This window comes from Massilia sp. LC238 (assembly GCF_000735635.1).
GTDB classification, from domain to species: domain Bacteria; phylum Pseudomonadota; class Gammaproteobacteria; order Burkholderiales; family Burkholderiaceae_D; genus Telluria; species Telluria varians.
This window is the reverse complement of record NZ_JNNN01000039.1, coordinates 185,410-204,951: the sequence shown is the minus strand read 5'-3', so window position 1 is coordinate 204,951 and position 19,542 is coordinate 185,410. Positions and strand designations below refer to the sequence as shown.

The window sequence follows — 19,542 nt, the reverse complement described above, 5'->3', positions numbered from 1 at the left end:
CCGCCGCGCAAGCGCGCAGGTGTAGCCAGCCGACGCGGCATCAACGGTGAACACGTCTGCGTGCTGGTCGCCCGCGACCGCACCGGCGCCACCTTCGATTTCATTACCGGCCGGGGCGCCGTCACCACGGCCCAGCTACACCGCTGCCTGCTGCCGGTGCTGGACAGGGATGTGCTGCTGGTTACCGATTCCCATCCGGCCTACAAGGCGTTCGCTCGCACGGCCGCCATCTCGCACGAAGCGGTGAACCTGCGGGCCGGCGAACGGGTGCGCGGCGCCGTCCATGTCCAGAACGTCAATGCCTACCACCGACGCTTCCGCCAATGGCTGGCGCGCTTCAATGGCGTGGCCTCACGTTATCTGCCCAATTATCTCGGCTGGCGGTGGGCCGTCGACGGCGGGCGAGTCCGGTCAGCCGGCAAGATGCTGCGAATGGCCTTAGGTATGTTCAACACCGAACGGTGACAGCGCCTTTAGAATCCTGTTTCTAGCGTGCGTGCCTAGAATGGACCGCACAGGATTCGCAAGGAAATCATGAGCAAGAAACTTCCCGTGGCCGACGACGACGAAGCGCTGGCGCGCGCCGTCCGCGCATCGGCCCAGCAGATCTGGCAGGCGGGCCTCGGGGCCTTCGCCAAGGCCCAGGAAGCGGGCGAGGGCGGGCGCTCGTTCACGCGCCTGGTGCGCGACGGCAGCGTGCTGGCCAAGCGCGCGCGCGAGGTCGAGCAAGCCTCCGGCACCGTGGCGCGCGCCGCCGAGCGGGCCACCCGCCGCAGCAGCGGCTCCTGGGGCAAGCTGGAGCAGGTGTTCGAGGAGCGCGTGGCGCGCGCCCTGGCGACCATTGGCGTGCCGGCCGCGAGCGAGGTCGAGGCCCTGCGCCGCCGCGTCGACGAGCTCGAGATGATGCTGGCGGAGCTCAGCGCGCGCCTGCCGGCGGCAGTGGCCCCGAAAAAACGTACGCGCCGTGCGCCGAAGCCGGACGAACCCGAGGAAGAAGAAGGCGCCTGAGAACGCATTTCAACGCTGTTTCATTGACACCATTTGGTGTTATCCTCGCGGCTGGAATCACAAACTTCGCCCTTCATGCAACAAAAAGCTCCGCGCCGGACCCGCGAACGCATCCTCGAGCTCTCGCTCAGGCTGTTCAACGAGTTCGGCGAGCCGAACATCACGACGACGGTCATTGCCGAGGAGATGAACATCTCGCCCGGCAACCTGTACTATCACTTCCGAAACAAGGACGACATCGTCAACTCGATCTTCGTCCAGTTCGAGGCGGAGATCGAACGCATCCTCACGGTGCCGGCCGGCCGCCGTTCGAACATGGAAGACGTGTGGCTCTACCTGCATCTGATGTTCGAGCTGATCTGGCGCTACCGCTTCTTCTACCGCGACCTGAACGACCTGCTGTCGCGTAACCGCAAGCTCGAGCTGCACTTCAAGGCGATCCTGGCCCACAAGATCAAGGTGGCGCGCCAGCTGTGCGAAGACCTGCGCAGCGAAGGCTCGCTGGAAGCGGGCGACCAGCAGATCGGTGCGATGGCCACCAACATGGTGGTGGTGGCGACCTACTGGCTGTCCTACGAATACGTGCGCAACCCGCGCAAGTACAGCGAGCAGCAGGCGATCGCCGACGCGCTCGCGCGCGGCTGCTACCAGGTGCTGGCGATGCTCGGCCCCTACCTGCGCGGCGACACCCGCCTGCTGTTCGAGAAGCTGTCCGAGGAATACCTCAAGAAGCTGTCCGCCGAGGCCCGGCCCGGCGCCGATTTCCTGTAAATTTTTTAGCTCCATGACGATGAAAACCCTGGCCGTCTATTGCGGCGCCTCGCACGGCGTCAATCCGATCTACACCGATGCCGCGCGCGGCCTGGCGGCCGCGCTGGTCGAGCACAACATCGGCCTGGTCTACGGCGGCGGCAAGGTCGGCCTGATGGGCGTGATCGCCGACGAGGTGCTGCGCCTGGGCGGCGAAGCCACCGGCGTGATTCCGAAAGCCCTGGTCGAGCGCGAAGTCGGCCACGCCGGCCTGACCCGCCTGTTCGTGGTTAAGGACATGCACGAACGGAAGGCCATGATGGCCGAGCTGTCCGAAGGCTTCATCGCCATGCCGGGCGGGATGGGTACGCTGGAAGAGCTGTTCGAGATGCTGACCTGGGCCCAGCTGGGCATCCACGCCAAGCCGATCGGCCTGCTCAATGCGAACGGCTTCTGGGACGGCCTGGTGGGCTTCGTGCAGCACCAGAGCGCGGAAGGCTTCGTGCGGCCCGAACACGTGGGCCTGATGCGGGTCGATGCCGACCCGGGCGCCTTGATCCGCAGCCTGCGCGCGGCCGCGGCTCCCGCCGCCTGAGGCGAGCCCCGCATGCGGGGCGGAAGAAAATAGCTGGAACTTTTTGCCCCGTCAGACGGAATACCGGTATCGTCCACCTTCCTTCGCCCCATGACCCCTGCATCGATCGCCCTCAACCGCTTCGGCCTCGGCGCCCGCCCGGATGAGGGGGCGCCGGCGGACCCGCGCCGCTGGCTGCTGTCGCAGTTGGATGCCTACGATCCCTTGCCGGCGCCCTGGCGCCGCTTGCCGCACAGCGCACAGGCCGCGGCCGATTGGGTCGCGCACGAGCGCGCGCAGCGCCAGGCGCCGGCGGACCAGCGCGCCGGCCTGCGCGAAGCCTGGCGCCGCAAGGAAGCCGAGGCCTACCGCGCCGCCATCGGGGCGCGCGTCGCCAGCGCCCTGCAGACCCCCACGCCCTTCGTCGAACGCCTGGTGCACTTCTGGTCGAATCACTTCGCGGTGTCGGTCGACAAGGGGCCCGTGACCGGACTGGCCGGCAGCTTCGAGCGCGACGCCATCCGTCCGCACGTCCTGGGACGCTTCGACGAGCTCCTGGTGTCGGCGGTGCGCCATCCGGCCATGCTGGTCTACCTGGACCAGGCCCGCTCCACCGGCCCGGACAGTCCGGCCGGCCGGCGCGCCCGGCTCAGGCAGCGCAACAACGCGGGCCTGAACGAGAACCTGGCGCGCGAGATCCTCGAACTGCATACGCTCGGGGTGCGCGGCGGCTACACCCAGCGCGACGTCGGCGAACTCGCGCGCGCGCTCACCGGCTGGACCCTGCCCGAGGACGGCGGCGGGGCCGTGCCTGCGCAGGAGCGCGCGCCATTTCGCTTCGCCCAGGCCCTGCACGAACCGGGCGGCCGGCTGGTGGCGGGACGCAGCTATGCGCCCGGCGGCGAGGAGCAGGCGCGCGCCGTCCTGCGCGACCTGGCCGCGGCGCCGGCCACCGCCGACCACATCGCCCTCAAGCTGGCGCGCCACTTCGTGGCCGACGAGCCGCCGGCGAGCCTGGTGTTGCGCCTGGCCGCGGTCTTCCGCACGACCGGTGGCGACCTGTCCAGCGTCTACCGCGAACTGGCGATGGCGCCGGAAACCTGGGCGCCGGGCCCCGGCAAGTTCAAGTCGCCCTGGGACTGGGGCATCTCGAGCCTGCGCGCGCTGGAGCGGCGCGAGATGCCGGACCAGCAGGCAGCCGGCCTGATGAACCAGCTCGGGCAGCCGGTATGGCGTCCCGGTTCGCCGGCCGGCTACGGCGACACGGCCGCCGCCTGGGCCGCGCCGGACGCCTTGCTGCGCCGCGTCGAAGCCGCCCAGCGCTTCGGCGCGCAGGCCGGGGCCCGGGTCGATGCGCGCGCGCTGGCGCCGCGCGTGCTGCCCGGCCTGGCCGAAGGCACGCGCCAGGCGATCGCCCGTGCCGACAGCCCGGCCACGGCGCTGGCGCTGCTGCTGGCTTCCCCCGACTTCCTGAGGAGATGAGATGAGTCTCGACCGACGCGCCTTCCTGGCCGCCGCCGCCGCGCTGCTGGCGGGGCCGCGCCTCAGCTTCGCCGGCGCCGCCATCCCGGGCGAGCGGCGCTTCGTCTTCATCATCCAGCGCGGCGCGGCCGACGGCCTGCATACCGTGATCCCGACCGCCGATCCGGGCTATGCGCGCCTGCGCGGCGCGCTGGCGATCGCGCCGGAAAGCGCGCTCCGGCTCGACGGCAGCTTCGCGCTGCATGCGTCGCTGGCCACGCTGCACGCGCTGTACGGCGCGGGCCAGGCCAGCTTCTTCCACGCCGTGGCCTCGCCCTACCGGGAGCGCTCGCACTTCGACGGCCAGAACATCCTCGAAACCGGCGGGCGCGCCGCCTACGCGCTCAAGGATGGCTGGATGAACCGCCTGGTGGCCCTGCTGTCGCAGCCCGGCAGGCGCGCCATCGCCTTCGCCCCGACCGTGCCGATGGCGCTGCGGGGAAGCCTGCCGGTGCCGTCCTACGCCCCGTCCGGCCTGCCGGACGCGAACGAGGACCTGATGCTGCGCGTGCAGGAGCTGTATGCGAACGATCCCCAGCTGCATGCGTTGTGGTCCGCCGCCATGGACGCACGCGGCATGGCAGGCGGCATGGATGGCAAGGCCAGGCGCCAGGAGCCGGGCGAACTGGGACGCATGGCCGCCGCCTTTCTCGCGCGCGCGGACGGTCCGCGCATCGCGATGATCGAGACCGGCGGCTGGGACACCCATAGCGGCCAGGCCGGCCGGCTGGCGGCCCAGCTGCGCAACCTGGATACCCTGGTGGCCGGCCTGCGCCAGGGTCTGGGAGCCGCCTGGGACCATACCGTGGTGCTGGTGGCGACCGAGTTCGGCCGCACGGCGGCGGCCAACGGCACCGGCGGCACCGATCATGGCACCGGCGCGGCCGCCATGCTGCTCGGCGGCGCGGTGCAGGGCGGCCGGGTCGTGGCGGACTGGCCGGGCCTGGCCCCGGGGGACCTGTTCGAGGGACGCGACCTGCGCCCGACGCTGGGTCTCGACACCCTGATTTCCCAGGCCTGCGCCGAGGCGTTCCGGATCGATCCGCAGCGCATGGCGCGCACCCTGTTCCCGGATGCGCCCGGCGGCAAGGCCCTAGCGCGCCTCCTGAAGGCCTGAGCCGGCGCGATACCGCGCCAGCTCGTCCAGCCCAAGGCTGCGCTCGGCCGTCCCGTGGAAGCGGCAGGCGAAGGCGCCGCCGATGGCCCCGGTGCGCATGCATTCATCCACCGTGGCGCCCTCGAACCAGGCGTGCAGGAAGGCAGACGAGAAGGCGTCGCCGGCGCCGTTGCTGTCCACGACCGGCCCGTCCAGCATGGCGCAGGCGGTGTGCCGGATTCGCTCCTGTCCCCGTTCCAGCACATGGCTGCCGGCCGCGCCGGCAGTCGCCACGACCAGCCGCGCCCGGCCCTCGCGCAGGATGGCGCGCATCGTGTCGAATACACGCCCGCCCAGCGCCGCGGCGCTCAGGAAGACCAGGTCGGCACGCCGTGCGAAGCCCAGATGATGGGGATTGCTGCCGTCCCAGTCGTGCAGGTCGGTCGATACCGGCAGGCCGAGCGCGGCGGCGTCGTCGAACAGTGCTGCCGCCCAGGGCATGATGCTCAGGTGGACGTGTTCCGCCTCCTGCATGCGCGACAGGTAGAAGGTGCGCGGCATGCGCACGCTGTCGGGGTGGCGGCCGTCGTACAGCGACAGGCGGCGCCCGTCGGGGGCGACCAGGTTGACGCTGCGCCGCGTCCCGCTCGGGTGGACCAGGTAGTCGAAGGGCAGGCCGCGCTCGCGGTAACGGGCGTGGATCAGCTGCGCCTGCGGGTCGTCGCCGATGAAGTCGATTAGCACCGGGTGGTGGCCGAGCGCCAGCAGCCCGAGGGCGACGCCGTTGCCGGTGTGCGCCACATAGTCGACGACCGGTGGCACGTGGATCGAATCGGCCATCGCCAGCGGCAGCGCGGGCACCTGCACGATGGTGTCGATGCCGACGCCGCCGGCCACCAGCACCCGCCTGCCGGCGGCGCTTACCACGCCAGCACCACCGACGTCATGGCCGGCAGCGCCAGCGGCGCGCCCAGGTCCACCCGAGCCCCGGTCAGGACATTGGTGGCGCTGCGCGCGCCCTTGATCATGCCGGCGAAGCGCCCCAGATCGAGGCGGGTGTCGCCGGCATTCTTGTTCAGCACCACCATCACGGTCTGCTTGCCGTCATGGCGGAAGTAGACGTAGCTGCCGTCCTTCGGCAGGTAATGGGTCAGCTTGCCCTGCGTGACCGCCGAGCTGGTCTTGCGCCAGTTGAACAGCGTACGCACGAAGCCCTGCATGTCGCGCTGGGCCGGCGACAGGCCGGCGCCGGTGAAGGCATTCACCCGGTCGTCCGCCCAGCCGCCCGGCATGTCGGCACGCAGCACGCCGTCGTCGCGCTGCTTCGGGCTGCTGATCAGGACCTCGGTGCCGTAGAACACCTGCGGGATGCCGCGCGTGGTCGCCATCAGGATCAGGTTGGACTTCGCCAGCTCGACCTTGTTGTCGACCGTGGCCAGCATGCGCGGCCGGTCGTGGTTGTCGGGGAAGACCATCAGGCGCATCGGGTCGGCATACAGGTAGTCGGCCGCGACGGTCTCGTAGATCCGGATCAGGCCCTTGTTGTACGACTCCGGCTCGGCCAGCGCCTCGCTAGCGGTATCGGACAGCGGGAAGTCCATCACGGTCGGCAGTTCGGACGCATAGCCGTCACGGTTGACGACGCCCTTCTGCCAGTAGGCCACCATGTAGGGCCGCGCGTCCATCTCCTCGCCGACCACGTTCATGTGCGGGTACTCGGCGGCCACGGCGCGGTTCCACTCGTTCAGGAAATCCTTGTCGGAGTACGAATAAGTGTCCTCGCGGATGCCCGACAGGTCGGCGTACTCGATCCACCACAGCGTATTCTGGATCAGGTAGCGCGCTACCAGGCGGTTGCGCTGGTTCAGGTCGGGCATGGTCTCGACGAACCAGCCGTCGAAGAAGCGCGCCTTTTCTTCCGGCGCCACGTGGATGTCCTGGGCCACCGTATGCTGGTTGTTGGTGGGCGTGAACGTGGTGCCATGGTTGATCCAGTCGCGCGCCGGCAGGTCGCGCATCCACCAGTGGCCGGTGCCGATGTGGTTGAGCACGATGTCGTGGATGATGCCCAGGCCCTTCGCCTTCGCGGCGGCGACGTAGTCGCGGAACTCCTCGTTGCTGCCAAAACGCGGGTCAATCTTGTAATAATCGGTCAGCGCGTAGCCATGGTAGGAATAGGAGGGCTGGTTGTTCTCCAGCACCGGTGTCGGCCAGACCATGGTGAAGCCGAGGTCGCGGATGTAGTCGAGATGGGCGCGCATGCCGGCCAGGTCGCCGCCATGGCGCTTCACCGGGTTGGCGCGCTCGGCCCCTTCGAGCATGCCGGCCTGGTCGTTCGCCGGGTTGCCGTTCGCGAAGCGGTCCGGCATGAGCAGGTAGATCGCATCGCCGGCGCCGAAGCTGCGGCGCTCGGCCGAACCCGGGCGGCGCGGCTCCAGCCGGTAAGTGTGGCTGGTAACTAGTTCCTTGCCGCGCCGGAATTGCAGCTGGAGTTCGCCCGGCCGGGCGTCCTTGCCGATGGCCAGGTTCACGAACAGGTAGTTCGGGTTGTCGGTACGCTCGACCCCGGTAACGCGCACGCCCGGGTAGGGACGGGCCAGGGCGGGGGCCAGTTCGGCGATCTTTTCGCCATGTACCATCAACTGGAGGCCAGGCTGTTTCATGCCGGCCCACCAGTTGGGCGGCTCGACGTGCTGGATCTGGTAAGGGGCCGCGCTGGCCCAGGCAGCTGGCAGGATGGCTGCAATCGCAAGGATGAACCGGTACACCGAACCCCCATCAAGAAGTTGTCGATGTAGTAAAGTAACAGAATATATTGCTAGGAACAATCTTCGTTACGCCTAAAAAGTAGTTTTATTTCTTCAGCATGCCGGTGGCGGCAGAGACAAGCGCAGGCCGGAACGCGGCATGCAACAGCAGCGCATCACGTGGCATCTAATGTCGGGAAGGACGCAATACACGGACCTTGATCGAGGAGACCACCATGCATACCTTGCAACACAAGCTGATTGCCGGCGCGGCCGCCGCTGCGCTCGCGCTGGCCGGCGCCGCCGCCCTGGCCCAGGCCCTCCCGGACGACGCCCAGATTGCCGGCATCGTCGTCGCTGCCAACCAGGTCGATATCGACGCCGGCAACTTGGCCGGGAAGACCAGCAGCAACGCCGAGGTGAAGGCCTTCGCCAGGCAGATGGTCACCGACCACAGCGGCGTCAACAAGCAGGCACTGGCCCTGGTGAAGAAGCTGAAGCTGACGCCACGCGACAGTGAACTGGGCAAGAGCCTGAAGCAGGGCGGCAGCGACAACCTGGCCAGGCTCAAGGCCCTCGAAGGCAAGGCATTCGACCAGGCCTACGTCGCGCACGAAGTGCGCTACCACCAGGCGGTGATCGATGCGCTCGACAAGACCCTGATCCCGAACGCCAGGAACGCCGAGCTGAAGGACACGCTGGTCAAGGTGCGCACGGCCTTCGTGGCGCACCTCGAGCATGCGAAGCAGCTCGACGCTTCGCTCAGGTAGGGGCGCGCCATGATCGCGCGTTCGATGGCCGCCTGGATGGCGGCGCTGACGCTGGCGATCGCCGTGCCTGGGGACGCGGCGCGCGGCGCCCCGGCGGTGCACACCGTCGTGATCGAAGGCATGCGCTTCATTCCCGAGACGCTGGAGCTGCGGGCGGGCGATACTGTGGTCTGGCGCAACCGCGATCCGTTCCCGCATACCGCCACCGCGGACAGCAAGGGCGGGCCGGCTTCGCCCGCCATCGCGGCCGGCGCGAGCTGGAGCTTCAAGGCGGCGCAGCGCGGACGCTATCCCTACCTGTGCACGCTGCACCGCACGATGCGGGCAACGCTGGTGATCCGTTGAGGAGGCGAACGATGGGCGAGGCGGGCGTGGCCGCGGCGGGCGGGCCGGAACTGATGGCGCTGGTGGCGGCCGGCGCGCCGGGTGCGTTCGAGCTGCTCATGCGCACCCACAACCAGCGCCTGTACCGCACCGCGCGCAGCATCCTCAGGGACGATGCCGAGGCCGAGGACGTGGTGCAGGAAGCCTACCTGCTGGCCTACCGCAAGGCCGCGTCCTTCCGCGGCGAGGCCAGCGTCTCGACCTGGCTGACCCGCATCGTGGTGAACGAAGCCAACGCAAGGCTGCGCAGGCAGCAGCGCCGCGACGGCATCCTGCGGTTGGTGCCCAGCAGCGAGGAGGACGCCATGGACGATGCCCCGGGGGCCGCGACCGACCGGCCCGAGGAAGCCGCACTCCGCCTGGAAGCGCGCCGGCTGATCGAGGCGCGCATCGACGCACTCCCCGAGCGGCTGCGCACCGTGTTCGTGCTGCGTGCGGTCGAGGACATGTCGGCCGGCGAGACGGCAGCGGCGCTCGGCATTCCGGAAGCGACGGTGCGCAGCTGCTTCTTCCGCGCACGCGCCATGCTGCGCACGGCGCTGGCGCGCGACTTCGACGAGGCGGCTGCCTCGGCCTTTGCTTTCGACGGCGCCCGCTGCGACCGCATCGTGGCGGCGGTGCTGGCCCGGGTCTGAGAGGGGCGTCAGCAGAAACCGTGCCGCCCGAGGGCGGCTTTCAGCGCGTGCCGGAATTCTCCATAGTCGAACGCCTTGTGCACGTACTCGATCGCCCCCAGCGCATCGGCACGCGTACGGTCGGTCTCCAGCGCCGAGCCGGACAGGACGATGACCGGCAGGTGGCCGGCGGCGCGCCCGCGCAGGCGTTCCATCAGTTCGAAACCGTCGACGCGCGGCATCTTGATGTCGAGCAGCAGCAGGTCGAAAGAGGCCTCGCCCAGCAGGCGGTACGCCTCTTCGCCATCGCTGGCCACCACGATGCGGTGCGCGAGCTTGCAGTCCTCCATGGCGCGGCGCGTCAGGGCGACATCCAGCAGCAGGTCATCTACCAAAAGTACCTTGATTGTCATGCCCGCATGCTAGCAAACGGCATGGACGAGCGCCGCACCGATCGTGCGCGCGGCGGGCAGCGTCTCAGGCCAGCACCAAGGGCATGGCGGCGCTTTCGGCCAGCAGTTCCGCAATCCGCTCGGGCGGCACCGGACGGCTGAACAGGTAGCCCTGCATCTCGTCGCAGTCGTTGGCGCGCAGGAAGTCGCGCTGCTGCTCGGTTTCCACGCCCTCGGCGATGACGCGCAGGTTCAGCTTGTGGCCCAGCGAGATCACGGCCATCGCGATGGCCTGGTCATCGAGGCTGTCGGCCAGGTCGCTGACAAAGCTCTTGTCGATCTTCAGGCGGCTGATCGGGAAGGATTTCAGCGCCGACAGGCTCGAATAGCCGGTGCCGAAGTCGTCGATCGAGAGCGACACGCCCATGGCCTTCAGTTCGCGCATCTTGTCCACCGCGCGTCCAAGGTCGCGCATGATCGAGCTCTCGGTCACCTCGACTTCCAGCGCTTCCGGCGGCAGCTTGGAGTCGCGCAGGGCGCCGGCGATGCGCTCGACCAGGCGCTTTTCCTCGAACTGGCGGGCCGACACGTTGACCGAGATGCTCAGTGGCGGCAGCCCGGCCGCGCGCCAGGCCACGCCCTGGGCGCAGGCGGTGCGCACCACCCATTCGCCCAGCGGCACGATCAGGCCGCTCTCTTCGGCCAGGCCGATGAAGCGCAGCGGCGAAATCATGCCCTGTTCCGGGTGTTTCCAGCGGATCAGAGCCTCAACCCCGAACAGGCGGCCGGTGCGCAGGTCGACCTTCGGCTGGTACAGCAGCTGGAACTGGCAGCGTTCGCCCTTGCAGCACGGATCGAGGCAAGCCTCGAGCGCGGCGCGCAGGCCTTCGAGCAGCACCAGCTTCTCTTCCACGCTGGCGTTCATCTCGCTGGCGTAGAACTGGAAGCTGTCCTTGTGTTCCTTGGCGCGGTACATCGCCGCGTCGGCGTTCATCATGAGGGTGTTGGCGTCCTCGCCGTCGCGCGGGTACAGCACCACGCCCATGCTGCAGCTGACCTGCACCTCCTGGCCCTCGACCTCGACCGGCTCGGTGACGGCCTCGCGCACCTTTTCCAGCAGCGGCGTGATCGCCATCGGGTCGCCCGAGATGTCGGGCAGCAGGATCACGAATTCGTCGCCGCCGAAGCGCGCCAGGGTGTCGTTGCGGCGCAGGCAGCGGCCCATGCGCGCGCCCACCACCTTCAGCAGCTCGTCGCCGGCGTTGTGGCCGAGCCCGTCGTTCACCAACTTGAAGCCGTCCAGGTCGATGAAGGCCAGTCCCACCGCGTGGCCCTTGCGCTCGGCGTCGCGGATGGCATGGCCGAGGCGGTCGCGCAGCAGGCTGCGGTTGGGCAGGCCGGTGAGGTCGTCGTGGTGCGCCAGGTGGCGGATGCGCTGCTCGGCGAGCTTGCGCTCGGTGATGTCGCGCACGATCGCTACCACGCCGCCTTCCACCGGCACCACCTGGCGGTGCAGCCAGCGGTCCTCCGTGGGGAGCATGTGGGCCAGCCACTCGGCCTCGCGCGCCACGCCGTCGGTCGCCACCGCCGACAGGTCGTCGAAGATGCCGATGCCCAGGTGGGTCGGCAGCAGCGCCGACATGCGCCGGCCCTGCATGCGCTCCTTGGCCAGCCCGGTGAGCTGCTCGGCGCGGGTGTTGGTGGTCTCGATCAGGAAGTCCATGACGCCTCCGTGCGCGCCGGGAATGGTGCGCAACACGAAGAAGGCGTCCAGGCTGGCCTCGGAGGCGGCGGCATAGGTTTCCTGGGCCAGCCGCTCGCGCCTTCGCGCCTTGGCCAGCTGCCACGACCAGGCGCTGACCAGGGTGACGACGACCAGCAGCAGGGCGGTGCCGGCGCCGGCGCCGAGCAGCCAGGCGCGGCGCCGGGCGTGGAATGCGGCCATCTGCTCGGCTTCGGACAGGCCGACCACGGCCACCAGCGGGAAACCGGCCAGGGCGCGGGTGCTGGTGTAGCGCCGTTCGCGGTCGATCCCGCCCTGGCCGAGCACGATGTCGTCGTCCTTGCCGATGGCCACCCGCTGGCCCCATGAGACCTGTTCGCCGACGCGTACCGCGCGCACGATGCCGTCGCTGCCGGCGACGCCGAGCAGGCCGCGCCCTCCCAGGCGCGAGTGTTCGTAGGAGCTGGTGAAGAATGCCGGGTCGACGGCGACGGTGGCGACACCCGCGAAGCGGCCGTCGCTCGTGTTGATGCGGCGCGAGAACACCACGTGTGGCTCGCGCCGGCCGACGGTCGTGCTGACGTAAGGTGCAGGGCTGTCCTTGTCGCGGTGCCGGGCGAACCAGGGCGCGCGCGAGACGTCGCCGCCGGGGCGGCTGTGCGGATTGCTCGCCAGTACGCGGCCGCCGTCGCTGATGATCGCGACCTGGAACACCAGGCCTGGCGGCAGCAGGCCCTTGGCGCTCATCGCCCCCAGGGCGGCGTCCGGGCCGTTGGTCTCGACCGCGTACTGCAGCACGCGCAGGGTCTGGTCGATGCCGCTCAGGCTGCGCGCCATCTGGGCCTCGTAGGTGTCGACCAGTTCGCGCGTGGCTTCCCGGGCCGCCGCGTGCGCGGCGCGCTCCTCGGCGCGGATCATGTGGACGGCGGTGGTCCACAGGGCCGCCACCAGCAGCAGCGCGAACAGCGGCAGCGAGATGTGGGTTTCCAGTCCGCGCCCGAGCCAGCCCAGCAAGGCCTTGCGGCGCGCATGCGGCGGCCTGGCGATGATGGGCTGGACCATGTCGTTCATGGAGTCAGCGCAGCACCAGCACCGGACGCACGCTGGCGTCCAGCGCGGCGCGGTCGATGTAGCCGATCATCGAAGGATTGTCGGCCACCAGGCGGCGCACGCTGGCGCTGTCGTTGGCTTCGCGCGGCGGCTGGCCGCGGCCGGTGAAGACCATCTTCGACCAGTGCGCCTTGAGCAGGGCCGGGGTCTTGCCGGTGACCTGGGCGTAGAACTGCTCGCGTTCGTTCGAGCCGAGGCGCTGGTCGAGCGCCACCACTTCGCCCCCGCCGGGGAAGCGCCCGGCCTGGCCCAGGAAGATCGCGGCGACCTGGTCGGGCGACAGCGCCGGCAGCGGGTTGCGTGCCGAGACGATCACGACCAGTTCGGCCGAGGCGTCGGCGCACGCCGCCAGTGCGAGCGCGGCGGCAGCCATCAGGTGTCGGAAGCGGATACCCATGCGCGGCCTCAGAAGACGAAGTCGAGGGCCACGCTCGCCACGTGCACGGTCTCGCCCGAGCGGAAGCTGGACGGCGTGTTGATCAGGGTGCCGCGCGAACCGTCGGTCGGCCGCAGGCGGTCGTACTGGACCTTGAGGGCGGCGCCCGTGGCCAGGTCCCAGCGCAGGCCGGTGCTGAGCGTGGTCTGGATCGGGATCGTCGCCAGGTAGGCATTCAGGCCGGCGTTGAGCGCGGCGGCCGTCGCCCGGGCCCGCGCCGGCAGTCCGGCCAGCGCCAGGCCCGGGTCGCGGGTGGCGCCGTGCGCGCGCACCTTGGCGAAGCCGAGGTAGGGCGTCAGGCTGGCGAATCGGTAGCCGCCGCCGGCGTACATGGTGGTGGTCCGGCCGAGCAGCGAGTGGGTCTGGGCGTGCCCGGCTTCGGCGTTCAGGAACCACTGTCCCGGATCGTAGCTGAAGCCGGCGCTGACCATGCTGACGCGCTTGTGCTCGATCGCATAGCGCTCGGCCAGCGCCACCCCCTGCGGGCCGAAGGCGCGCATGCCGGCGAACACGTCCGCCGCGAGCCCGGTCGTCAGGTGGGCGGTCAGCGCCGACACGCGTGCGCTCAGCGCGCCGCGCTCGATGCTGTGGGACAGCCCGGCAATGCCGTGCGCCTCCACGCGGCGGTCGCCGAACAAGCGGGTGTCGGTACGGCCGATGAAGGCCTGGGTGGCATGGCGCGTATCGCCCTTGCCCCAGCGCCAGGTGGCGTCGATGCCGTCGCTGCTGGAGATCGGCAAGCCGCCGTACACTTCGACCGGAGGCCGCACCCAGGCCATGGTATAGCCGACCTTGCGGTAATCGGCCGCGAGGAACACGGGCAGGGCGATGCGCCCGACGCGCAGCGCCAGGTCCGGGGTGGCCTGGTACTTGGCGTTGGCCCATTCGACGCGCGGGCGGTAGTTGCCTTCCATGTTCTGCTCGCTCACTACCTGCAGCACGCCCGACCAGCGGCCCAGGGACAGGTCGAGCTGCGCGCCCAGGCGGCTGTCGACGTCCGGGCTCCAGGCTTCGCTGCGGCCGGCGCCATTGGCGCGCAGGACGGTGGAACTGAAGTCGGCGTCGCGCACGCTCGCGTAGACGGCGCCGAGGGTGCCGAAGCCGGAAAACTTCCATGCCGGCGCGCCAGCGGTATCGGCGGCTGCCGCTTCGCCGGTCGCCGCGAAGGCGCGGCCCACGGCGGCCATCAGGCCCAAGGCAAGCACGCCGCCACGCAGGGCAGCCGGCAGCGCGGTGCAGGGGAAAGAAAACTGGTACGTCATGGTTCGGGTTGCTGTGCGGCGGGGCGGAACTACAGGCCCCGCGAGGGGGAAAACGACGACAGACTTTACCCAACGCGACAGGCAAAGTCGAGATGTTTGCACAACGCAACGAATTAATCTGACAAGCTTTGTTGTTCAATGGCAACGGGGTCCGCGCCGGCGCCCCACAGGCGCCGCCCGCCCAGGTCGAGCCAGGTCAGGTAGAGCCGCAGGTCGAACTCGAGCTGGTGGTAGTGCGGCTCCATCCAGCAGCACAGCTTGTAGAAGGCCTTGTCGTGCTCCTTTTCCTTCAGGTGGGCCAGCTCGTGCACCGCGATCATGCGCAGGAAGGGCAGCGGGGCGTCGCGGAACACGCTGGCGATGCGGATCTCGCGCTTGGCCTTCAGGCGGCTGCCCTGGACGCGCGAGATCGCGGTGTGCAGCCCGAGCGCGTGCTGCACCACGTGGATCTTGCTGTCGAAGGCGACCTTGACCACTGGCTCGGCCTGGCGCAGGTAGTCGTCCTTCAGCCCCTGCACATAGGCGTAGAGCGCCTTGTCGGTGCGGATGCCATGGGCCTCGGGGTAGCGCTGCAGGAGCACCGCGCCGAGCTGGCCGGCATCGATCAGCTGGCCGACCTGGGCGCGCAGGGTGTCGGGATAGGCCGTGAGGTAGGGAAGCTTGTGCATAGGGCCGGCAATGTACCATGGCGCCGGCGCGCGGTGTCGGAAGGACCACGGCGCCGGCTGGCGCCGTGGTATGGATGCATCGTGGGGAAGTTTCAGCAGGATGGGTGAACAGGGCTAGTGGCCGGAAAGCTGGTCAGCTCTCCTTTTCGCCCTGGCGGTTGCCGGCGTTCTTGGCCGCGGCGGCGGCGCGCTGGGCCGACTGCCGGCTTTCGCCACCCTTGCGCCCGATGTCGGCCATGTGGGCGCGGTTGCGGCTGACTGCCTCGCCGCCTTTCTGGCCGGCGCGGCGTGCTTCTTCGGAGTCGAACTCGTGCGCGGTACCTTTCTGGTGTGCCGCCTGTCCGCCCTTGCTGGCGATTTCACGCTGCTGGTTCTGGTCCATTGCCGCGAAACCGCGCTTGGCCGGCGCCTGGCTGCTGCCCGCGCCGCCTTTCTGGGCATTGCCCTTGCCGTTCTCTTTGCTTGTCGCCATGTCGCTCTCCTTGTGTGCCCTGAGGTGTCAAAGTCCGATGTGGGAACCGCGAGCGCGTATGGATGCGCTCGTGCCGTTTAGAGAGAAGGCTAAAGCGTAAGTTCCTTCGCGCCGGGACCGGCATCGGCGCACCGGCCCGTCGCGCGCTAGCGTGGACGCGAACGCCGCTCGCGCATGCGCTTGGTCCCGCCGCGCAGCAGGCCGCGCGGCTCGATGCCGTCGATCGCGGGCGGCGCGCTGGCGAGGTCGGATTCGAGCTGGGCGCGGCGCGTGCGCAGGCGCAGGCCCAGGGCCTGCTGGTCGGCCCCGGCGCGCGCCAGCGCCGGGAACAGCAGGTTCTCTTCAAAGGCGACGTGGCGCTCCACTTCGTCGGCCAGCACCGCGACGCAGACGTCGAAGTACTCGTCGTCCGGGAACAGGGCGGCGAGCTGCAGGACGAGCTCGCGCGTGCTGTCGTGTTCCAGCGCCGCGTCTTCGAGCAGGCCGTCGTCGACCGCGCCGCGCAGCGCCGGGTAGAAGAGTTCGTCCTCGAGCAGCGCGTGCATGGTCAGCGCATCGCACAGTTCGTCGACCACGCGCTCGCGCTGCGCTTCTTCTTCGCGGTCGAACATGGCGAAGGCGTGGAACAGGGCGCGCACCTGCGCATGGTCGGCGCGCAGCTGGGCCAGGATGCCGCCGGGCGGCTCTGCGCTCGTTTGTGGAAACTGAGCCATGTTCACCTCGCAAGACAATGTGCGCACCAAATGGATATAGACGCGCCGCGAGGAGAGAAGTTCAGTCAATCATGCGGTGCTTCTTGCCTGGATCAAGAAGCACCTGGGAGGGCTCAGGCTTCCGCCACCTTGAGCACAAGCTTGCCGAGGTTTCTGCCTTCGAACAGCATCCGCAGGGCCTCGGGGAAGCGTTCGAAGCCTTCCACCACGTACTCGATGCTCTTGACGCTGCCTTCCTGCATCCAGCCGGCCAGCGTCGCCACGCCTTCCGCATAGCGTGGCGCGTAGTCGAACACGACCATGCCTTCCATGCGCGCGCGGTTCACCAGCAGCGACAGGTAGTTGGCCGGGCCCTTGACCTGGCTGGTGGCGTTGTACTGCGAGATCGCGCCGCAGATCACGATCCGCGCCTTCATGTTGATGCGGGTGAGGACGGTGTCCAGGATATCGCCGCCGACGTTGTCGAAATAGACGTCCACGCCCTGCGGGCAGTGCTCCTTCAGGCCCGCATGCACGGACCCCGCCTTGTAGTCGATGCAGGCGTCGAAGCCGAGCTGCTCGACCACGAAGCGGCACTTTTCCTCGCCGCCGGCGATGCCTACCACGCGGCAGCCCATCTTCTTCGCCACTTGGCCGACCGTCATGCCGACCGCGCCGGCCGCGCCCGAGACCACCACGGTCTCGCCGGGCTTGGGCTGGCCCACCTCGCGCAGGCCGAAGAAGGCCGTCATGCCGGGCATGCCGAGGGCGTTGAGCCAGGCGGTCGGCGGGGCGATGCGCGGGTCGATCTTCGTGAACGCGGCGGTCTTGTCGTCGGCCTGGCCGGACCAGTAGCGCTGCACGCCGGTGCCGCCGGCCACGTGATCGCCCACCGCGAAGCGCGGCGAGCGCGACGCCACCACCACGCCCAGGCCGCCGGCGCGCATCACCTCGCCGATCGCCACCGGACGGATATAGGATTTGCCCTCGTTCATCCAGCCGCGCATGGCCGGGTCGAGCGACAGGTAGAGCACCTTGACGACGATGCCGCCGTCGATCGCCTCGGGCACGGCTTCTTCGTGGAACTGCCAGTCCTCGTTGCGCGGCATGCCGAGCGGACGGGCGGCGAGCAGGAACTGCTGGTTCGGGGGGAAGGCATTGGTCATGGGAGTCTCCGCTACAAGTTGGACAATATTGGCAACGTGACTATACCGCTTCTGGAGCGCCGCTCCTATACCGGTCCCGTGCGGCGCGTGCGACAATAGCGGGCTTTTCCACCCCCACGCAACCCGATCACACCCCTATGGCTCTCAAGGCAACCATCTACAAGGCCGACCTGTCGATCGCCGACATGGACCGCAACTACTACGGCGACCACACCCTGACCATCGCGCGCCATCCGTCCGAAACCGACGAGCGCGTGATGATCCGGGTGCTGGCTTTCGCACTCCATGCGGACCCGGCGCTCGTGTTCACCAAGGACCTGTTCGACGTCGAGGAGCCGGCCATGTGGCAGAAGGACCTGACCGGCGCCATCCAGACCTGGATCGAGGTCGGCCAGCCTGACGAGAAGCGTCTTCTCAAGGCGGCCGGGCGCTCGGAGCAGGTGCTCGTGTACAGCTACAGCGCCACCAGCGACATCTGGTTCAGGGGTCTGGCCAACAAGATCGACCGGGCGAAGAACGTCGCGGTGGTCAACATTCCGAACGAGGCCAGCGTCCAGCTCGAGAAGATGGCGAAGCGCAACATGCAGCTGCAGTGCACGATCCAGGACGGCCAGGTGTGGCTGACCGACGGCATCGATACCGTGCTGGTCGAGCGCGAATACCTGCGCGGCGGCCCGTGAAGCTATAATTCCCAGTCCACTTCCTCACATTCGTCGCCATGAAACATCGCTTCCTCGCTTTCCTCGCCGGCAGCCTGCTGTCGGTTTCCGCGTTCGCCCAGGTGAGCGTGTCCGAACCCTGGATCCGCGCCACCGTGCCGGCCCAGAAGGTGACCGGCGCCTTCATGCGCGTGCAGTCCGTGGCGCCCGGGCGCCTGGTCGGCGTGCAGACCGAGGTCGCCGGCCGCGCCGAGCTGCACGAGATGGCGATGGAAGGCCAGACCATGCGCATGCGCCGCGTGGACGCGATCGAGCTGCCCGCGGGTAAGCCGGTCGACCTGGCCAGCGGCGGCTACCACATCATGCTGATGGACCTGAAGCGCCAGGTGAAGGAAGGGGAGAGCGTCGAGCTGACCCTGCGGGTAGAGGACGCGGCGGGCAAGCGCCAGGACGTGAAGGTGAAGGCGCCGGTGCGGCCGCTGAGCCACAGCGCCCACGCCGGACATTGATGTTCCCGATGGCCGGCCGCGCCGGCCATCCCGTGGACCCGCTCAGCGCGGCGCCGCCGCGATCCGGCGCGCATCTCCCGAACCCACGACCGACTTGCTGACGCGCGGGTCGCCGTAGTAGTTGACGTCGCCCGAGCCGGCGATGGTCATGCTCAGCTCGTGGCGCGCCCACACCGTCGCTTCTCCCGAACCGGCCACGCTGATGCTGGCGTTGTCGGCCTGCACCCGGCCCATGTCCACGGTGCCCGAGCCGCCGATCGACACCGACAGCTTGCGCGCCTGGCCGGCCCCGGCCTTGAAGTCGCCGCTGCCGCCCAGCGTGACCGAGACCGCGTCGCTGTCCAGCTGGCGCACATTGATCTGGCCCGAGCCTCCCAGGTCGATGTTCAGGCGCGGTGCGCGCAGCAGGTCGGCATCCACCGAGCCCGAGCCGCCCAGCGCCAGGCGCTCGATCTGGCGTGCGTTGACGACGATCTTCAGGTTCCTGGTGCGCAGGTTCAGGTTGCGCTTGGCCGGGCGGATCTTCAGGGTGCCGTTCTCCACCACGGTCTCGATCAGCGGCAGCACGTTGTCGTCGGTTTCGATCGTGAGGCCTTCGCTGTCGCCCATGCGCAGCTCCAGCTTGCCCGGCACTTCGAGGGCCAGGCCGGTGAAGTGCGATACCTGGCGCGCCTGGCGCTTGATGCTGCCGTTGCCCTCGACGCGCTCGCCGCCGAAGGACCAGCTGGCGGCCAGCGACGGGGTGGCCGTCGTGGCCAGACCTGCGGCCAGGGCGCCGGCCACCAGGGTGGGAAGCAGAATGGCGCGCAGGATGCCGGCCGGGCGGGAAGAGGTCTTGTTCATGCTTGTCTCCTGTCGAAGCGTTTGTCGATGCTGTCATCCTAGGCAAAGGCCGGGCCCGGCGCATCCCGGATGCGACGAAGCGCACGGTCCACTGTCCAGAATGCACCCAGGCAGGACAGGCTGTCGCGCTCCATGCGGCGTGCATG

The 19,542-nt window shown here is 69.2% G+C and carries 22 protein-coding genes; 11 read left to right on the top strand and 11 right to left on the bottom strand.

What is annotated here, in order from left to right:
• The 6 genes from FG94_RS11765 to FG94_RS11740 form a co-directional block, all read left to right on the top strand.
• Positions 1-465: IS1595 family transposase (locus FG94_RS11765; RefSeq protein ID WP_036211573.1), on the top strand; the 465-nt coding region annotated here is incomplete at its 5' end.
• Between the two features lie 69 nt (positions 466-534).
• The gene (locus FG94_RS11760) at positions 535-1,008 is read left to right on the top strand and encodes a phasin family protein (RefSeq protein WP_036211451.1); all 474 of its coding nucleotides are present in this window, start codon (positions 535-537) and stop codon (positions 1,006-1,008) included.
• Between the two features lie 75 nt (positions 1,009-1,083).
• Entirely contained in the window at positions 1,084-1,779 is a 696-nt protein-coding gene (locus FG94_RS11755; protein ID WP_027866088.1) for a TetR/AcrR family transcriptional regulator, read from the top strand.
• A 19-nt stretch (positions 1,780-1,798) separates the two neighbouring features.
• Positions 1,799-2,353 (top strand): TIGR00730 family Rossman fold protein, encoded by a 555-nt coding sequence (locus FG94_RS11750; RefSeq protein ID WP_036211570.1) that lies wholly within the window; start codon positions 1,799-1,801, stop codon positions 2,351-2,353.
• Between the two features lie 90 nt (positions 2,354-2,443).
• Complete coding sequence (locus FG94_RS11745) at positions 2,444-3,814, top strand: DUF1800 family protein (protein WP_036211448.1); 1,371 nt, start codon at positions 2,444-2,446, stop codon at positions 3,812-3,814.
• Position 3,815: 1 nt separating this feature from the next.
• Positions 3,816-4,970: a DUF1501 domain-containing protein gene (locus tag FG94_RS11740; protein ID WP_036211445.1), complete on the top strand. Its 1,155-nt coding sequence runs from the start codon at positions 3,816-3,818 to the stop codon at positions 4,968-4,970.
• Here the strand turns inward: FG94_RS11740 and FG94_RS11735 are convergent.
• Together FG94_RS11735 and FG94_RS11730 are read right to left on the bottom strand one after the other, a co-directional pair.
• Positions 4,947-5,876 (bottom strand): PfkB family carbohydrate kinase, encoded by a 930-nt coding sequence (locus FG94_RS11735; RefSeq protein ID WP_036211443.1) that lies wholly within the window; start codon positions 5,874-5,876, stop codon positions 4,947-4,949. The genes FG94_RS11740 and FG94_RS11735 overlap by 24 nt on opposite strands.
• Complete coding sequence (locus FG94_RS11730; RefSeq protein ID WP_036211440.1) at positions 5,870-7,717, bottom strand: glycoside hydrolase family 13 protein; 1,848 nt, start codon at positions 7,715-7,717, stop codon at positions 5,870-5,872. The genes FG94_RS11735 and FG94_RS11730 overlap by 7 nt, the downstream gene beginning before the upstream one ends.
• 215 nt (positions 7,718-7,932) lie before the next feature.
• Between FG94_RS11730 and FG94_RS11725 the strand changes: the two genes are divergently transcribed.
• From FG94_RS11725 to FG94_RS11715, 3 genes are read left to right on the top strand one after another with little or no spacing between them, the layout of a single operon-like run.
• Positions 7,933-8,466 (top strand): DUF4142 domain-containing protein, encoded by a 534-nt coding sequence (locus FG94_RS11725; RefSeq protein WP_051996530.1) that lies wholly within the window; start codon positions 7,933-7,935, stop codon positions 8,464-8,466.
• Between the two features lie 9 nt (positions 8,467-8,475).
• Entirely contained in the window at positions 8,476-8,811 is a 336-nt protein-coding gene (locus FG94_RS11720; protein ID WP_229445923.1) for a cupredoxin family copper-binding protein, read from the top strand.
• Positions 8,812-8,822: 11 nt separating this feature from the next.
• Complete coding sequence (locus FG94_RS11715) at positions 8,823-9,485, top strand: RNA polymerase sigma factor (protein ID WP_036211437.1); 663 nt, start codon at positions 8,823-8,825, stop codon at positions 9,483-9,485.
• An 8-nt stretch (positions 9,486-9,493) separates the two neighbouring features.
• Here the strand turns inward: FG94_RS11715 and FG94_RS11710 are convergent, their stop codons facing one another.
• The 8 genes from FG94_RS11710 to FG94_RS11675 form a co-directional block, all read right to left on the bottom strand.
• Complete coding sequence (locus FG94_RS11710; protein WP_081925941.1) at positions 9,494-9,877, bottom strand: response regulator; 384 nt, start codon at positions 9,875-9,877, stop codon at positions 9,494-9,496.
• A gap of 64 nt (positions 9,878-9,941) precedes the next feature.
• On the bottom strand, positions 9,942-12,650 hold the full coding sequence (locus FG94_RS11705) for an EAL domain-containing protein (RefSeq protein WP_081925940.1): 2,709 nt from the start codon (positions 12,648-12,650) through the stop codon (positions 9,942-9,944).
• A 4-nt stretch (positions 12,651-12,654) separates the two neighbouring features.
• Complete coding sequence (locus tag FG94_RS11700; RefSeq protein WP_036211431.1) at positions 12,655-13,086, bottom strand: phosphate ABC transporter substrate-binding protein; 432 nt, start codon at positions 13,084-13,086, stop codon at positions 12,655-12,657.
• An 8-nt stretch (positions 13,087-13,094) separates the two neighbouring features.
• On the bottom strand, positions 13,095-14,387 hold the full coding sequence (locus tag FG94_RS11695) for a hypothetical protein (RefSeq protein WP_051996527.1): 1,293 nt from the start codon (positions 14,385-14,387) through the stop codon (positions 13,095-13,097).
• Between the two features lie 113 nt (positions 14,388-14,500).
• On the bottom strand, positions 14,501-15,055 hold the full coding sequence (locus FG94_RS11690; protein WP_036211428.1) for a M48 family metallopeptidase: 555 nt from the start codon (positions 15,053-15,055) through the stop codon (positions 14,501-14,503).
• A gap of 133 nt (positions 15,056-15,188) precedes the next feature.
• Complete coding sequence (locus FG94_RS11685; RefSeq protein WP_051996526.1) at positions 15,189-15,527, bottom strand: KGG domain-containing protein; 339 nt, start codon at positions 15,525-15,527, stop codon at positions 15,189-15,191.
• A gap of 146 nt (positions 15,528-15,673) precedes the next feature.
• Positions 15,674-16,240, bottom strand: coding sequence for a hemerythrin domain-containing protein (locus tag FG94_RS11680; RefSeq protein ID WP_051996524.1), 567 nt, complete (start codon positions 16,238-16,240; stop codon positions 15,674-15,676).
• Positions 16,241-16,353: 113 nt separating this feature from the next.
• Positions 16,354-17,385: an NADP-dependent oxidoreductase gene (locus FG94_RS11675; RefSeq protein WP_036211425.1), complete on the bottom strand. Its 1,032-nt coding sequence runs from the start codon at positions 17,383-17,385 to the stop codon at positions 16,354-16,356.
• Between the two features lie 137 nt (positions 17,386-17,522).
• On the opposite strand from FG94_RS11675, the gene FG94_RS11670 reads away from it, so the two are divergent.
• The gene (locus tag FG94_RS11670) at positions 17,523-18,065 is read left to right on the top strand and encodes a YaeQ family protein (RefSeq protein ID WP_036211422.1); all 543 of its coding nucleotides are present in this window, start codon (positions 17,523-17,525) and stop codon (positions 18,063-18,065) included.
• Positions 18,066-18,103: 38 nt separating this feature from the next.
• Positions 18,104-18,553, top strand: coding sequence for a copper chaperone PCu(A)C (locus FG94_RS11665; RefSeq protein ID WP_036211419.1), 450 nt, complete (start codon positions 18,104-18,106; stop codon positions 18,551-18,553).
• Positions 18,554-18,595: 42 nt separating this feature from the next.
• On the opposite strand, the gene FG94_RS11660 is transcribed toward FG94_RS11665, so the two are convergent.
• Positions 18,596-19,396: a head GIN domain-containing protein gene (locus tag FG94_RS11660; protein ID WP_036211416.1), complete on the bottom strand. Its 801-nt coding sequence runs from the start codon at positions 19,394-19,396 to the stop codon at positions 18,596-18,598.
• Positions 19,397-19,542 lie beyond the last annotated feature (146 nt).

What these genes read in the sequence shown, in the direction of transcription:
- FG94_RS11760 (WP_036211451.1), top strand. Translation starts at nt 535, where the DNA reads ATGAGCAAGAAACTTCCCGTGGCCGACGACGACGAAGCGCTGGCGCGC.
- FG94_RS11755 (WP_027866088.1), top strand. Translation starts at nt 1,084, where the DNA reads ATGCAACAAAAAGCTCCGCGCCGGACCCGCGAACGCATCCTCGAGCTC.
- FG94_RS11750 (WP_036211570.1), top strand. Translation starts at nt 1,799, where the DNA reads ATGAAAACCCTGGCCGTCTATTGCGGCGCCTCGCACGGCGTCAATCCG.
- FG94_RS11745 (WP_036211448.1), top strand. Translation starts at nt 2,444, where the DNA reads ATGACCCCTGCATCGATCGCCCTCAACCGCTTCGGCCTCGGCGCCCGC.
- FG94_RS11740 (WP_036211445.1), top strand. Translation starts at nt 3,816, where the DNA reads ATGAGTCTCGACCGACGCGCCTTCCTGGCCGCCGCCGCCGCGCTGCTG.
- FG94_RS11725 (WP_051996530.1), top strand. Translation starts at nt 7,933, where the DNA reads ATGCATACCTTGCAACACAAGCTGATTGCCGGCGCGGCCGCCGCTGCG.
- FG94_RS11720 (WP_229445923.1), top strand. Translation starts at nt 8,476, where the DNA reads ATGATCGCGCGTTCGATGGCCGCCTGGATGGCGGCGCTGACGCTGGCG.
- FG94_RS11715 (WP_036211437.1), top strand. Translation starts at nt 8,823, where the DNA reads ATGGGCGAGGCGGGCGTGGCCGCGGCGGGCGGGCCGGAACTGATGGCG.
- FG94_RS11710 (WP_081925941.1), bottom strand. Translation starts at nt 9,877, where the DNA reads ATGACAATCAAGGTACTTTTGGTAGATGACCTGCTGCTGGATGTCGCC.
- FG94_RS11705 (WP_081925940.1), bottom strand. Translation starts at nt 12,650, where the DNA reads ATGAACGACATGGTCCAGCCCATCATCGCCAGGCCGCCGCATGCGCGC.
- FG94_RS11700 (WP_036211431.1), bottom strand. Translation starts at nt 13,086, where the DNA reads ATGGGTATCCGCTTCCGACACCTGATGGCTGCCGCCGCGCTCGCACTG.
- FG94_RS11695 (WP_051996527.1), bottom strand. Translation starts at nt 14,387, where the DNA reads ATGACGTACCAGTTTTCTTTCCCCTGCACCGCGCTGCCGGCTGCCCTG.
- FG94_RS11690 (WP_036211428.1), bottom strand. Translation starts at nt 15,055, where the DNA reads ATGCACAAGCTTCCCTACCTCACGGCCTATCCCGACACCCTGCGCGCC.
- FG94_RS11685 (WP_051996526.1), bottom strand. Translation starts at nt 15,527, where the DNA reads ATGGCGACAAGCAAAGAGAACGGCAAGGGCAATGCCCAGAAAGGCGGC.
- FG94_RS11680 (WP_051996524.1), bottom strand. Translation starts at nt 16,240, where the DNA reads ATGGCTCAGTTTCCACAAACGAGCGCAGAGCCGCCCGGCGGCATCCTG.
- FG94_RS11675 (WP_036211425.1), bottom strand. Translation starts at nt 17,385, where the DNA reads ATGACCAATGCCTTCCCCCCGAACCAGCAGTTCCTGCTCGCCGCCCGT.
- FG94_RS11670 (WP_036211422.1), top strand. Translation starts at nt 17,523, where the DNA reads ATGGCTCTCAAGGCAACCATCTACAAGGCCGACCTGTCGATCGCCGAC.
- FG94_RS11665 (WP_036211419.1), top strand. Translation starts at nt 18,104, where the DNA reads ATGAAACATCGCTTCCTCGCTTTCCTCGCCGGCAGCCTGCTGTCGGTT.
- FG94_RS11660 (WP_036211416.1), bottom strand. Translation starts at nt 19,396, where the DNA reads ATGAACAAGACCTCTTCCCGCCCGGCCGGCATCCTGCGCGCCATTCTG.